This window comes from Pseudoalteromonas sp. OOF1S-7 (genome assembly GCF_022347765.1).
Classification (GTDB): domain Bacteria; phylum Pseudomonadota; class Gammaproteobacteria; order Enterobacterales; family Alteromonadaceae; genus Pseudoalteromonas.
Genome location: NZ_JAKRFZ010000002.1, coordinates 472,758 through 486,815, shown reverse-complemented (window position 1 = coordinate 486,815; position 14,058 = coordinate 472,758). Strand labels below are relative to the sequence as shown.

Sequence of the window (14,058 nt, the reverse complement as noted above, 5' to 3'; positions counted from 1 at the left end):
ATACGCAAAGTAAATGACTTCTAAGCCACTTTCCATCTTAATTGACCATCTTTTCCGACAGACATTGCCGGATGAAGTTTGTCGCCTTTTCCACGGCAGGGGGCGCTGTTTTCCCGGGCTTGAACACGTTACGGTAGACTGGTTACAGGGACAGATCCTTGTTTCCCTGTTTAAAGAGCATGAGCCGACATGGGTTGAAACGCTTAAATCTGAGCTACAAACGCTAATGACGGCCCAAACATGGGCTGATCAGGTGTCGGCTGTCATACTGCAGCACAGATATATTAGTGGCGCACCGATTGATGTGGTGTATGGCGCGTTATCTGCCATGCCTGTTGTTAACGAGCAGGGCCTGAAGTTTGGCTTATCTGTGGGCGCAAATCAAAATATGGGGTTATTTCTGGATATGCGTTTGGGTCGCCAATGGGTGAAAAGCCAGGCTAAAGACAAGCGTATACTGAATTTGTTTTCTTATACCTGTGGTTTTTCCGTCGCGGCGCTGACTGGTGGTGCAGATCATGTCGTCAATCTTGATATGTCGAAAGCGGCACTCAAGCAAGGAAAAGCCAACCATAAGCTGAATGGGCATGATTTGACTAAAGTCACTTTTCTTGGTCATGAGCTGTTTAAATCCTGGGGGAAAGTAAAAAAACTCGGACCTTACGATTTAATCATTATTGATCCACCCAGTTTTCAAAAGGGGAGCTTTGCGCTGACCAAAGATTATCAGCGGATCTTAAGGCGCCTGGAGGAGTTATTAACAGAGCGGGGAACAGTACTGGCGTGTGTCAACTCACCGCAGGTGAGCGCCCAATTCTTAATCGATGAAATGGCAAGAGAAGCGCCGCAAATGCAATTTGATGCTCGGTTACCAAACCCGCCAGAATTTCCTGACATAGATGAAGACAGCAACCTGAAATGTCTGGTTTTCAACAAAGAAACGCTTAATTGAGTTGCCATTGTGCGAGGATCTGCTGATATTTCCCCGACTCTTTGAGATGAGCCAGGGCATTCATCAACAGATCTGCTTGTTGTTGGTTAAAGTCTAAGTTGGTTGCCAGGTGCAGCTCTGAGGGAAAAGCAGGCACCACCATCTTGCGTTCAACCTGCTCAGCAGGCAGCCCAAGTGCATTGAGCTCTTTGTTTATGGTTTGGGCATTGGTCAAGACTAAATCAGTGCGGCCCTTGAACAGCATGTGCCATAACGTTTGATAGTGCGACACCAATACCAGTTCATGGTCTTCTGAAAATCCTGCGGCACGTAAAAATCGCTCACTATAGTATCCGCGAATGGTGCTAACGCGATGTTGTCTGGCACTCTCTAAATCCTGTAAGGAAAAAGTGCGCTCTTTCAGGCCAATTAAGTAAGCCTGAGCATGACACATCACACCCAAAAAGCGATACTTCTTGGCACGTTCAGGGGTCTTTAGCCAGGATAACAGCAAGGTATTATCTCTTGCCTGCATTTCATGCAGTGCGCGGGCCATAGGCATGATTTCTATATGGCCCTGTAATCTGGTTTGTTTGAGTAATTGCTGTGCTATCTCAACTAAGGCGCCCGCGGGTTTTCCGTGTTTGTCGAGGTAATGATAGGGAGGCAGATCCTCTGCAACAAAACGGATGACGGTGGTATGGCCGGAAAAGGGTATCAAAGCAACAAAAAAGACGAACAAAAACGCAAAACGCATAGACACTCGGCAAACAGCCTAAAAAACCGCAGTTTGCCGTGTTTCTGAACAAAAATCCAGTTCAGCACCTCAGACCACCTGATAAGGGGACGTATTCATTGAGCTGAGAACAGCGTGCGACTGTGTTAGGCCGCACGCAATATTGGCATTAGTTTCTCAGACGAATTTCAAACTTATCAGAGTAACGTTCCTGAACCGCTTTTGCAGAGCTACCGCTTGCATAGCCTGGGTCAACGCTTCCCGGGCGGGTACGGGCAAGATAAAATTCAGCACTACACTCCTGACGAGTGTTGATAGCAGTATCTTTCAACTCTTCGATGGTGCTCAAGTTGATAACCTGAGTGCCATCATCGGTCAGCTGCTCGTTATTCACATACACGAAAATACTGTCACCGTCGTTTTTCTTACACTCAATTGTGAGTTTGCTCTCAAATTCAGTGTCATCTTCTGTACCTGGGGTCCAGGAAAGTGTTAGCTCGTCATTCACCGAATAGGACTGGTTTTTTTGTGGGGTGATAATGTCGAAAGGACGAGGTAACTTCATGGTTGTAGTCAGAGTTTTATTTTCAGACGCTCTGGTAAAATCTACGGTAAACTGGGTGCCACCTGAGGTAACATCAAAAATTGCGCGATAGTCTACGTCAAATAGTTCTTCGTCTTCGCTCATAACTTGGCTGATATTAGCAGCCTTTGCCACAAGCTTATCATTGGCAGTGAGCCTGATATTGTTGCCAGTTGGGCCATCAATATTGAGTTCGGCAATCACTCGTGATGTTTCACCCGTGGTTGTCACATAAATTTTAGACCAGATGGCCTCTGTTTTAACATTCTCGGAGTTAGTCGTTTCGGTTGAGCAAGCAAGCAGAGCAGAGCACGCCAGCGCAATCATAGAAAATCGTAAAGTATTCATTGTCTTCCCTTACAGGTTGGAGTCATAACAGGCCCCATTCTAATCACGAACAGCAGAATAAAAAATGGTGATTTACATTTTTAAACAAACAATCTGATTTTTAAAACAAACGGTTCGGTATTTCTGAGCGGATACTGAAGCGTTGGTGAGCCTTAGCAGGTGTAATTTTTTACACGAATAGTGAACATATTAAGCCTTGATTAATGCATTGTGTTTACGATGCTTTTTTTGCAAAAGGTAGCTGTTTTTTCGAAAATACAATAGCGTAATATAAGAATAATTCAGCCGCAGGAGTGGTAGTGTGTCTAAATTGATATATATAGCGCTTGGTTTGTTGATGACCTGTGCCGTGAGCGCACAGCAGCCCATCAAACCGGGCATTGATAAGGTTAGTAATTGCTTTAGGGGAGGCTTCTCAGATTACGCTAGCTGGGTGGGGTTTATGGAAAAACGATTTGCTGCAAGCGGGTCAGATGAGCACAGGGTGAAAAAGCGGCTAACCGGCTTTATGGCTCGGTTTCCAGAGGCTGATTTCAACGAATTTCAACAAAACCTGTCATGTCATACCTTTACTTATAATGTAGATGATCAGATCGTTGCCGGGTATGTCATAAAGCCCAAACAGTTAAATGAAAAACTACCTGTTATTATCTATAACCGCGGTGGCAATGGTAACTATGGCGCCGTTGTTTTTGGTAGCATGATGGCAAACCTGTTTCCACTGGCCAAAGAGGGGTTTGTAATTATCGGGAGCCAATATCGGGGCACGTTTACCCAGGAGGATAACCTTGATGAGTTCGGAGGCCAGGATGTGAATGACGTCATCGCACTGATGGATATTCTGCCCCAGATTGAAGGAGCTGATGCGCACCGGGTTGGTATGCTTGGCGCCAGTCGGGGTGCAATGCAAACACACCTGGCAACGAAAAAAATGTCAGGTATAAAAGCCGTCGCTACCATAGCAGGAGTTGTAGATTTAAACAAAGAGCTGGCGTTGCGGCCCGAGATGGAAAGAGTCTATAGCAAAAGAATGCCAAACTACCATACAGCTAAAGAGGCTCTGCTGGCCAAGCGATCGGTGATCAACTGGGTAGGTGAGTTGCCAAAAAATGTACCCGTTTTATTGATACATGGCGAGCTTGACAAACGCGTGTCAGTGGAAAATTCAATCCGCTTTTCAAAGGCTCTGGAGAGCGAGAAAATCCCAAATAAACTGGTTGTTTATAAAGCAGACAACCATAGTTTAGCGCTAAATAAACAAGCCGTCTTTGCTGAACTTTCTGAGTGGTTTCACACACATTTATAAGGTACACCAAAGCTGCACACACAGGGGAGACTTGTGGTCTGCCCTGAACTCTACTTTCTCTTCATTGAAATTTTCTAAATTTCAAAAAGCAACGGGCAGGATCTCTCCCACAATCAAAATGACTCACCCGCTGACAGGACCGTTGCTCTTTTTAATGCTGGGATGAATCCGGATCCTAGTCAGCAGAATAAGACAATGGCACTAACCGTATAATAAATGAGCTTTTTAATATTTCAGTATGTTTACACTTGGGGGTTGCCTCAACTTATTTAACAAGGAATTTAGGTTTGAGCGGAACGTTAGACACTCATCAACAAAGAGAAGGAAACACTATGAAAAGAAATGTACTGGGTACGCTCCTATTGAGTGCCATAAGCCTGTCGGCCACTGCACATAGCCCCTCTGAAATAACCAGCTCACAGCCTTTGGCTGTTTCAGAACATACGTTATCCACCTATCAGTTAGCGTTCGCAAGTGAAGCGCAAAAAGTCGAATATCTGACTCGTTATCATGATGCACTTCTGGATGTAAAAGACAATTATCTGGTGCTTACATTAAATCAAGCAGAGTTTGCAGAATTACATGAGGCGGGGGCACTGATTTTTTTAACAACACGCGCACGCACTTTTCCAGACACCAGGTCACTGGCAGACATGCCAATGCAGGGGCGTAATCAAAGTGCATCACCCGAGTCGGGTATACCAAACTTTCCGTGTTACCCGACTTTGACAGAAACGCATCAAATGGCGCAGGCACTGGCGCAAACCTATCCTGATTTCGTGGAGCTAAAGCACATAGGGCCATCCTGGGAGAAAAGTCAGGGGCTGGGTGGTCATGATCTAACGGTATTGGTTTTGAAAAATAAAAAGAAGAACAAATGGCGCAAGCGTCCGGCACTGTATATGCAGGGGGCACTGCACGCCCGGGAGTATACGCCAGGAGCAACTACCCTGAAGTTTGCCAAGTACTTGCTTGAAAATCGCGAGACCAATGCTGATATCAACTGGATCATGGACCAACGCGAGATCCACATCTTGCTCATAGCAAATCCGGATGGACGTGTGCTGGCAGAGCAGGGGCAATTGTGGCGTAAAAACACCAACACGGCATACTGTGCACTGGATGACACTTTGCGAGGTGTTGATCTTAACCGTAACTTTGATTTCGCCTGGGCTTCCCCCATTGGTGGCTCGACAGACGACCAGTGTGCAGCAACTTATCATGGGCCCAGCGCCGCATCGGAGCCAGAAACACAAGCGATTCAGGCCTATCTCCACGGCCTGTTTAAGGACCGCCGTGGAGACTTGCTGACTGACCCTGCGCCACTCAATACCCAGGGGGTCTTTTTGGACCTGCATAGCTTCAGCCGCTTTGTGATGTGGCCCTGGTCCAGTGAGCTGACTCCCAGCCCCAATGCGCAGCAGCTCTCTATGATGGGACACAGAATGGCGGCTTACAATGGTTATACGGCGTTTCAGACCAAAGAGGTATTCAGAACCGGTGGATCTGCGGATGGGTATGTGTACGGACAGCTGGGGGTTGCATCATTTACCTTTGAACTGGGCAATTCCTTCTTTGAAAGTTGCGCCAATTATGAGGGGGAGATCTTTCCGAACAACCTGAATGCACTGATATATGCTGCGAAAGTTGCAAAGCGTCCGTATAAGATGCCAGCCGGGCCACAGATCAATGACCTGCGCATACAAGGGGCGGGAGATGAAGCGATACCTGCCGGCACGCCAGTGCAGATAATTGCAGATGTTGCTGATGATCTTTTTGGTCGTTCTTTGATAGGACAGCTGCCACCAAGTGAGGCAATTCGCAAAGTTGAGCTGATCATTAAGAGAAAGGGGAAGCGTGTAAAGCAGCGTATTTTATTGCCCGCCGCGGATGGTGTGTTTGACACAGTAAGTGAATCAATCAATTATACATTAGACACACATCGCTGGCGTAAGGGTCGCTATACTCTGACGCTTCGGGCGCAAGATGCTTCTGGTCAGTGGGGCCCTAAATATGCGAAGTTTCTGACCATCGACAACGACGCGATGCCTGGCAATGTTGCCCCTGTGGCCGATTATACCGCTGATTGTCGAAAAGGTATTTGCGGTTTTGATGGCTCTGTAACCCAGGATGATCGGGATGCGCTGACCTACAGGTGGGTTTTGGCCGGTGACCGTTTCTTAGGCGTGTTCCATGGTGAGCAGGTCGAGATAGAATATGGTCTTGCGGGCAACTATCAACTCACCTTGACGGTTGATGACAGCCACGGTTATCGCGATACCAAAACGGTGCAGCTGGAGCTGGATGGTGTACGTCCACCGGTTGCGCAATTTAGCTATCAATGTACCGGGTTGACGTGTGAATTTGATTCCTCAGCCTCATATGATCCGGATGGAGACATTGTTCAACGCCTCTGGCGTATGGGCCTGAGTGCACCCTACTTACCGGGCGCAGAAAAGGCGGTGCACACCTTCCCGGCGCCAGGTGAGTACACCATTGCGTTTGTCGTGATAGACAATGACAATGAATTTAATGAGACATGGCAGACGATAACGATCACAGAGACGAAGTAACCAGCCGCTGACCTGAGCGCGCGTCAGCGCGCTTTTAACCCGATTTATTCTGGTCGCTCACAGTTTTTCATTAAGTACCGAAGTAATGATAGCAATCCCCTCTATAAAGTGTCCGATCCTCAGGTTTTCATTAGGACTATGTTGATTATTGTCACTATTGACACTGGCAACGATCGCCGCTGGAATGTTCAGCGTATCCACTATTGGCGCAATGGGAATAGAGCCACCGCCTGAGCGCAGTACAATGGGGGATTCTCCAAGTAGTTTCGTGATTCCCTGGATTGCCATTTGACCCGCAGCAGAGTCGGGTTCACTGCGAAACGCTCCGTATATTTCTCGTGATGTCATACTCACAATGTATGGGTATTGCGCCCGTTCAGTATCAGTTGGAGGCCTGTCTATGACATAGTAACCCAGTTTCTCAATATGCTGTCTAACAAGCTTTATCAAATGACTGGCATCCGACTCTTTTACCAGGCGAATATCCATTGCAGCCGTTGCCGTTGCAGGCACAATTGTTCTGGCCTGCTTGCCGACCCAGGCACTGCTCATTCCCCTGATATTTAAAGAGGGGTATTGAATGGATTCTTGCAAACTGCTAGCTACCGCATCGGCTTGCGAAAAGCCCAACTGTTTCATGATTTGCGCTTCATCATCCGGAACGGTCGCCAGCTGTGCTTTGAGTTGAGCAGACAGTGAAACCCCGTCATAAAAACCACGGATAAGTACTTTGCCTTGCTGAGACTTCATTGAGCCCAAAATCTGAGCAAGGTGTAAAGCTGGATTTGGGGCATAGTTGCCGTAATGGCCACTGTGTTGAGGCTTGTGAGGGCCATATGTAATGAGCTGAATAGTGGCTATGCCACGTGCGCCCATGGTGATTGTTGGTTTATTGGTCTGATGTGGCGGACCGTCGAATATTAGCAGTAAATCGGCACTGAGCTTGTCTTTATGGGTTTTGATGGCTTGGGGCAAGTTGGGTGAACCTTGTTCCTCCTCTGTATCCATGATGATCTTTAGGTTGTATTCGGGTGAAGCTTGTTGATTATCCAAAATGTCCAGTGCTGTAAGAAACTGAGCGATTGGGCCTTTCGAGTCGGCAGCGGAACGTGCAAATATACGCCAGTCGGGATCCAGAGCCTGTACTGGATCGGGCCATGGCTGTGACTTCCATTGACCATTTACAAGGTGCTTTAACTCTGCTTTATAGGGGTTGGGTTGATCCCAGGCTGAACGGTCAACCGGCTGGCCATCCGCTTGCAGATAAACCAGTACCGTTTTTTTTGCGCCAGGTACTAAACGTTCAGCATAGACAATTGGGCTGCCCGACATTTTTAGCTTCTCTACTTTAAACGCCCGGTCCCTGAAAGCCTGTGTTAACCAGGCCGAAAGCTTTTCAATATCATTTGGATAGTTTGCATCATTTGGCAAGCCCAGAAGCTCACGATACAGTGTGATAGCGTGTGGTGTATTGCGTTTAACTTGTTGATGGATTTGTGCTGCCGTCAGCGCGTTATTTGCTTGTATTAAAGGGGCGTTGAAAGCACTGCCGATAAGCAGTATTGGAGTCAGGCGCATAACGGCCAAGTGTTTTATCATTTTTACAATCCTTTTTCATCAGTATTAACGTAACGAGATAGATAGGAAAGCAATTAGAGACCATATATCGCTGTAGTGCGTTAAATAACCCGTTGAGCAGGCAACATCGAGATAAGCTGAGGTTATCCGGATTTGAACTAACAACTTACCAGAAACAAAGAGGAAATTGATATAGAGTTAGTTTGTCTTAGGTTGGTTAATCTACCACCAGGGTTGCGCTGTCACTGGCGGCATAGATCCAGCAGGTTTTTCCAGATTTCAGAATGGCTGCCTGTCTGACATAATCCGCAACTTCATAGCGGTCAGCACGTATTAACTCCAGCTCCGTGATCATGAATACAGTGCCCGCTACTTCATCGTCGGGGTTTGCGGTATGGATGAGGATTGGATGGTACGCCTTGCCACTACTTTTCAGTACCTCCGTATCGGTAATTTTGATCTGTCCAAGCCGATATCCAACCAGGCTGTCTGCGTCACCATCGAGTAAGCGACCAAAGTTATCCAGCTGAACCTGAGACTGTTGTAATGTGCCATAAGAGAAAAGTGCTTCCATAGGATTTCCTTGCATGTTTATTTTTCACCTTAGTGCAACGCAGCGTTGTCGTAAAGAGGTTATACCAATTTACTTTCATTTGGCGACAACCCCAATGCGGGCCCGCAGGACCCCAGCAGTTGCATGGTTAATACCAATTTGCTTAATTAAATGTTCTATTTTGAGGCGAGAAAATAGGGTCGATAACACTGCTCCCGCGTCCTGCTATCACTGAGGCACCTACGTCCATGTAGGCGAGGCAAAAATTTGTGAACCTATGTCTAAGGTATAAGGTTCTAAATGAGAAGTTTTTAACGCTGTTAGCGTCATATTTGCTCCGTCAAATTGAACAGGTATTTAGTGAAATTGGTATAAGCTCCGTTATAAGTCACCGGGCCTGCCAAGGTCACGGCCTTCGTAATCACAGACGCCCTGTGGAAAAGTTGCCCTGAGGGTATCCAGATGAGGGCGAGCATCAAATGGTAAATACCAGCCTCTTTGTATGGCTGTTTCAACGCTGACGAGCGGGCATTTGAACATGTCGCCACCCCAGCCTCCGCCGGCCTGAATACGGCTTGTGCTAAACATTGGAAAGCGGCTCTGGCACTGACCCAGAGGCTTGTTGTTCCATTGTCCGTCAAAAACGTCCGAGCCGGCAGCGTAAATACTGCCGTCCTGGTTAAAGCAGGTATCCTGCAATGAAGCGGGTTTTGCAGCTGTAGCGCTTAACTGCGGATTATGTTTCATAGCGCGCAGCCAGTCATCCATAGCGGCAAAGGCTGCCGTTGTAGGGTTGTGATCTTTATGTGCAACCCAGATCACGTGATTGTCGCTGTGTCCCTTATGTTGCGCAATCCTCACACGGCTGTAAAAAGAGGCTGACATATGGTGCATATCCAGCTCGTTTTCCAGATAGTGGCGGGCATCAATTATGGGTAAATCGACTTTACCTATGAATACCTGCCCGGCACGATATGCCAGTTCCATGGCTTGTATTGAACCCTGATGTCTGGCTGCCGGGCCCTCTGATGCCTTGGTTATATTATGGTTGCCCCACAAAGTGAGCCATATCGGGACACGGGTGCCAAGCGGTAAGGCAATTTCTTCCTGACGCATCTCAGGTTGAGGTTTCCAGCCACCAATGTGGTGATTAATGTGAACAAATTCAGCAAAGGTAATCTGTCCCTCACGCAGCGCATTCAATCCATATTGCACGCCTACATTGTCCCAGGTGCTTCTGCCAAAACCTTGTTCGTCTGTACCAAAGATATGTTTGAGATCCTGCCAGTAACTCCAGCGCGTTTGCGTAACGACTTGATCAGAAAAAAAGGGTCGTAAAAAGCCCTGTCTGGGGTTATTGATAAACGCAGACAAGCCAAAATAACCATTAATACACTCACTGTTGCCATCAGGAAATGAAGGGACAAACCCGGCCATGAGTTGATTCAGAGGCTGTAAAAACCCCGCTTTCTGTGGAAATTCATTAATTGCGTTAAGGCCCTCTATTTGCCTTCTGCGCTCCCAGTCTCGCCAGGCTTTTGGATTATCAGAACGGAAAGTAAAGTAGTTATTCAGCAAGTCACAATCTAATGCATAGGTTGTTTGTGTGATCATATCCGGGTAGCTGTAAAGGGGGATCAGTCCATCCAGGATCCCTTTGCTATTTTGCCCAATCAGATATTGCGCAAGGCCACCACCGGAGCCTCCAATGCCCACCGTATAAAGGGGAGCGCCATAGAGGCTGACAAACTGCTGCTTAACGCGTCTTGCGGTATCTTCTGCCAGCAGCATATTGTAGGTGTAGCTGGTTTTGTTGCCACTGGAGCTGATTACCGCATAGCCATCGAGCAACTGTTGTGCCTGACGTGTCATTACCCGGGAGGCCTTTTGTCGGCCCTGCCTGTAACCAATCCCTGAGCCGCCATTAAATTGATAGATGAGCTTTTTATTCCACTGAGACTGACCATGCCTGTCTCCAACTTCCTGATTAGAAATTGGCATGACTAAAGTGTAAATAAAGCGATTTATGGTGCCTTGTTCCACCCTGAACAATGGTGAAGAATGATGTGAGCGGGCAGTATATTCATCAAGCCTGACAGCTGAGAAACTTCCGTCTTGCTCTACCAAAGTGAAATAAAATAATTGTGAGGGCAAGGAGCAGTCTTTGCTGTACCCCACTATTTGCTCACCCTGAAATACCGGTACTCCCAGGCCTTGCTGATTGTCTACCAGAGGCTGTCCAAGTTCCGACTCCTGAGTCATACAGAAAAAAGGATACTGGTTAGGACCTGAGTAAAGGTTGTTGACCGGGCCCGTTGCACCCAGTGCAATGGGAAAATCAAATGACTCTGGTGGTCTCGGAACTTGGGACACATGCGGCGTAAAGCGCAATAATGGGTTAGCAGCAGGCTGTGCAATCGCAGTGATCTGTCGTGTGCCCGCCTCATCTTGGTGAGGGTAATACTGGAAGACTGCAACAAGAATTGCTCCAAAGAGCAAGGTTAAAAGAAAAATGACGCCCGCTTTTTTACCCATAACAACCTCTGCTGTGATAACCGTCACTCATATTAATAAGTGTAGGGCGAAAGCGTCAAAAGCATTGTTGTTTATTTGTTATTTCAGTGAGCGGGGTTGTAACTACCCTGAACTTTATCGATGGCTTTAAGAATGGCCAGTTTGGTCGAGGGCTTAGTGATGTATCCCATCAGGCCCAGGCTTGCCCATTTACGGATCAGTTCTTTGTTGCGGTTCGTGGACAGGGCGATAATGGGGAGTGTTTTACAGTGTTTGAAGGTCCGTATGTTCTTAGTGGTGTTATAGCCATCCAGTTCAGGCATAAACAGATCCATAAACACCATATCAAATTTCTTCTTCCTCAAGAGCTTCACGGCTTCAAGACCGGTTGTGGCGTATTCGGTAATATGGTCTTCTTCTCGAAGTATTCTAAGCAGCATTTCGCGATATATTTCATTGTCTTCAACCACCAAAATACGCATTTTTTTGGGGATTTCGGGGGGCGTGTGTGCAGCTGGTGATGCCGGTTTAGGAGGTGCAGAGGGCGCTGTTTCGGTGGGGGGAGTCTGAGCTGCCGATACACTACGAGGGACACGCCTTTCGGTCAGCAATGCAGACAACTCTGCCAGAGAGACCTGTTTATCTTTGAGCTGAGATTTGAGTAATTCCACACTGGTAGTGAGCTGGTGTTCCAGCTGCGTAATTAAAGGGTTAATATGTTGTTCTTTGAGCTGCTCAAACATTTGTCGTTGCACGTCATTGTGGCCCTGCTGCTGCGCAATTTTATCCCGTGTCTGTGCAAAATTATCTTCGGTTTTGCACCTGTGCTGTGCAACGTCATCAATGAGTACCCGCAGTTGATTATCCATTTTGCCAAAATGCGCCTCCTGAAGCTCTGCACTTTTTTTGCTGCCTGACACTTCATTTAATGCATTGTGCAAGATCATTCTGAAACGGTAGTTTTCGTACATGGGTTTGTGTACAAAGTAGTCGCTGAAGATGTCCTTCATGCAACATTTAAATGCAATGCCCGATTCTTTGTTTTCGCATAACAAAATGTTTTTGTGTGGATAATTGAGCAGGCCTTGTTTCGATAACTCAGTATAGGTCTCAATACTGCCGGCAACATCATTTTTTGCCATGATAATAATAGACGGGTTAGTTTCTACTATGAGTTCTGCCGTTTCTTCCCAGTGAAATACAGTGCGATAGGCGTCGGTATGGGCTTCAATAATCTCTATCACGCCGGTTAGTTCGTCGGTTTTGTCGCAAATAATAATGACCTGAGGCCGACGTTGTGCGTGATTGGGGCTATTTTCTGTCATTGTACTCGACTTCCCGGAACATGATTGTTACCTCGTTGCTATATCACTTACGGACAGAGCAGCGCTCTGAGTTGTTGCAAAGTTATTGGTTTTACAAAATGCTTATTGATACCTGCACTGGCATAGCGACTGGCACAAATCTCATCGCCCGACATCCCAACCAAAGTGCAGAGTCGGTCATGGTGTGATTGCTGCTCTATCAGTACATTGGCCAGTTGCAGCCCACATTCGCCGTCTTCCAGGTGCGCATCAATAAATGCCCAGTCATACCAGTTAGATTCGAGGTGTGCCAGTAGCTCCTGCTTATCTCTTGCCTGCGACACAGTAACCCCCAACGAGGTTAGCTGACTGCTCAGTAGCTTAAGAAATAACGAGTTATCGTCTATGAGGATAGCACTTTGGCTCATGTTCCCCACTCCGCCAGAGGTTTGTTTAAATGGTGTTCCAGCCAGTTCAACAAGGCATCAGTGGCCAGGGGCTTAGCAAACAAAAAGCCTTGTGCGACATCAATGCCACACATACGTAAGTAGTTTAGCTCACCCGCATGTTCTATGCCTTCGGCAACGGTCTTGAGCGACAATTTTTTTGCTAAATCAGATGTAGCAGAGACAATCGCTTGTTTTTTGCTATCTGTATCGCAGTTCTGGACAAAGCTACGGTCAATTTTGAGCTCACTGAAGGGCACTTGGTTGAGCTGGGTAAAGCTTGAAAACCCCGTACCAAAGTCGTCAATTGACAGCGCAAAGCCCTTTAATCTAAAACGCAATAACACTTCCAGTGTACGGGGGAGGTTATCCAGTAACTGACTTTCGGTGATCTCCAGAATGATCTGCTTGCGCGGCACTGAGTGCTGGTCACACAAAGTGGCGAGCTTGTTAGGCAGTTCAATGTCATACAGGGCTCCAGCGCTGAGATTAAGGCTGAAATTGAGAGATTTAACCCGTTCATAGTGTTTATTGTAGAGTACCAGGGTTTGCGTTAATAGCTGCAGCGAGAGTTCCGCCGAATGACCGGCGCGTTCCAGTTGAGGAATGAACTCGCCGGGCGATATGATGCCATCAAAAGGGTGATACCAGCGTGCCAGTATCTCCATGCCAATTACACTAAGCGATTCCAGCGATACTTTGGGCTGGTAGTGAGCTTTAAATTGCTGCCGGTCCAGACCAATCCGGATATCACTGGCGTTATAATGCTTGTCTGGCAGAATGGGTGAGGCTCTGTGGTGTTGGTCCAGGCATTCAAGCAGAGCTTTCAATCGTGGCAAAGACACGGGTTTATCTATGTTGGAAATTATATTGAGATTATGCATTGTGCCCAAATTGCTGGCGGTTTCGAGTACGTCTTTGTCTTCGCCACTGAGTAGCACTATCGGCGTTGTCAGTTTGGCATCGGCAAAAATACGCAGTAATTCTATCCCGTCTATTTCAGGCATGTTCAGATCTAAAAAAATCAGCGACGCGGAGTCGCATAGCCCGGAGTCCAAAGCATGACGGCCTGCGGTAAAGCCATGATAGTCGACGTCCCGGGCAACTTGTTGTAGTAACAATTCCAGTTGGGTAATAATCAACTGGTTGTCATCAATTGCAATTACTCTGATCAGATTATTCATCT

11 protein-coding genes are annotated in these 14,058 nt (G+C 47.1%); 3 read left to right on the top strand and 8 right to left on the bottom strand.

The features are described 5' to 3' along the window. Window positions 1–13 precede the first annotated feature (13 nt). Window positions 14–952 carry a class I SAM-dependent methyltransferase gene (locus MHN33_RS04845; RefSeq protein ID WP_239396468.1) on the top strand — a complete coding sequence of 313 codons (939 nt, stop codon included), beginning with the start codon at window positions 14–16 and terminating at the stop codon, window positions 950–952. On the opposite strand, the gene MHN33_RS04840 is transcribed toward MHN33_RS04845, so the two are convergent. Both MHN33_RS04840 and MHN33_RS04835 read right to left on the bottom strand, forming a co-directional pair. After that, window positions 945–1,688 carry a transporter substrate-binding domain-containing protein gene (locus tag MHN33_RS04840; protein WP_239396466.1) on the bottom strand — a complete coding sequence of 248 codons (744 nt, stop codon included), beginning with the start codon at window positions 1,686–1,688 and terminating at the stop codon, window positions 945–947. The two genes, MHN33_RS04845 and MHN33_RS04840, sit on opposite strands and share 8 nt — an antisense overlap. A 148-nt stretch (window positions 1,689–1,836) precedes the next feature. Further along, window positions 1,837–2,598, bottom strand: coding sequence for a hypothetical protein (locus tag MHN33_RS04835; RefSeq protein ID WP_239396464.1), 762 nt, complete (start codon window positions 2,596–2,598; stop codon window positions 1,837–1,839). 301 nt (window positions 2,599–2,899) lie between these two features. Between MHN33_RS04835 and MHN33_RS04830 the strand changes: the two genes are divergently transcribed. Both MHN33_RS04830 and MHN33_RS04825 read left to right on the top strand, forming a co-directional pair. Then, window positions 2,900–3,904, top strand: a complete 1,005-nt coding sequence (locus tag MHN33_RS04830; RefSeq protein ID WP_239396462.1) for a prolyl oligopeptidase family serine peptidase — start codon at window positions 2,900–2,902, stop codon at window positions 3,902–3,904. A 332-nt stretch (window positions 3,905–4,236) separates the two neighbouring features. Next, a complete protein-coding gene (locus MHN33_RS04825; protein ID WP_239396460.1) occupies window positions 4,237–6,477 on the top strand; it encodes a M14 family zinc carboxypeptidase in 2,241 nt (746 codons plus the stop codon). Between the two features lie 57 nt (window positions 6,478–6,534). On the opposite strand, the gene MHN33_RS04820 is transcribed toward MHN33_RS04825, so the two are convergent. From MHN33_RS04820 to MHN33_RS04795, 6 genes are all read right to left on the bottom strand, one after another. Then, complete coding sequence (locus MHN33_RS04820; protein WP_239396458.1) at window positions 6,535–8,076, bottom strand: M20/M25/M40 family metallo-hydrolase; 1,542 nt, start codon at window positions 8,074–8,076, stop codon at window positions 6,535–6,537. A gap of 196 nt (window positions 8,077–8,272) precedes the next feature. Continuing rightward, the gene (locus MHN33_RS04815) at window positions 8,273–8,629 is read right to left on the bottom strand and encodes a gamma-glutamylcyclotransferase family protein (protein WP_239396456.1); all 357 of its coding nucleotides are present in this window, start codon (window positions 8,627–8,629) and stop codon (window positions 8,273–8,275) included. Between the two features lie 360 nt (window positions 8,630–8,989). After that, complete coding sequence (locus MHN33_RS04810; RefSeq protein WP_239396454.1) at window positions 8,990–11,143, bottom strand: DUF6351 family protein; 2,154 nt, start codon at window positions 11,141–11,143, stop codon at window positions 8,990–8,992. Window positions 11,144–11,226: 83 nt separating this feature from the next. Beyond that, window positions 11,227–12,447: a response regulator gene (locus MHN33_RS04805; protein ID WP_239396452.1), complete on the bottom strand. Its 1,221-nt coding sequence runs from the start codon at window positions 12,445–12,447 to the stop codon at window positions 11,227–11,229. Window positions 12,448–12,494: 47 nt separating this feature from the next. Beyond that, complete coding sequence (locus MHN33_RS04800; RefSeq protein WP_239396450.1) at window positions 12,495–12,854, bottom strand: response regulator; 360 nt, start codon at window positions 12,852–12,854, stop codon at window positions 12,495–12,497. Further along, window positions 12,851–14,056, bottom strand: coding sequence for an EAL domain-containing response regulator (locus MHN33_RS04795; RefSeq protein WP_239396448.1), 1,206 nt, complete (start codon window positions 14,054–14,056; stop codon window positions 12,851–12,853). Before MHN33_RS04795 ends, MHN33_RS04800 begins: the two co-directional genes overlap by 4 nt. Window positions 14,057–14,058 lie beyond the last annotated feature (2 nt).

Coding starts and splice junctions, on each gene's coding strand:
- MHN33_RS04795 (WP_239396448.1), bottom strand. CDS start 14,056: ATGAATAATCTGATCAGAGTAATTGCAATTGATGACAACCAGTTGATT.
- MHN33_RS04820 (WP_239396458.1), bottom strand. CDS start 8,076: ATGATAAAACACTTGGCCGTTATGCGCCTGACTCCAATACTGCTTATC.
- MHN33_RS04815 (WP_239396456.1), bottom strand. CDS start 8,629: ATGGAAGCACTTTTCTCTTATGGCACATTACAACAGTCTCAGGTTCAG.
- MHN33_RS04805 (WP_239396452.1), bottom strand. CDS start 12,447: ATGACAGAAAATAGCCCCAATCACGCACAACGTCGGCCTCAGGTCATT.
- MHN33_RS04825 (WP_239396460.1), top strand. CDS start 4,237: ATGAAAAGAAATGTACTGGGTACGCTCCTATTGAGTGCCATAAGCCTG.
- MHN33_RS04810 (WP_239396454.1), bottom strand. CDS start 11,143: ATGGGTAAAAAAGCGGGCGTCATTTTTCTTTTAACCTTGCTCTTTGGA.
- MHN33_RS04845 (WP_239396468.1), top strand. CDS start 14: ATGACTTCTAAGCCACTTTCCATCTTAATTGACCATCTTTTCCGACAG.
- MHN33_RS04800 (WP_239396450.1), bottom strand. CDS start 12,854: ATGAGCCAAAGTGCTATCCTCATAGACGATAACTCGTTATTTCTTAAG.
- MHN33_RS04835 (WP_239396464.1), bottom strand. CDS start 2,598: ATGAATACTTTACGATTTTCTATGATTGCGCTGGCGTGCTCTGCTCTG.
- MHN33_RS04840 (WP_239396466.1), bottom strand. CDS start 1,688: ATGCGTTTTGCGTTTTTGTTCGTCTTTTTTGTTGCTTTGATACCCTTT.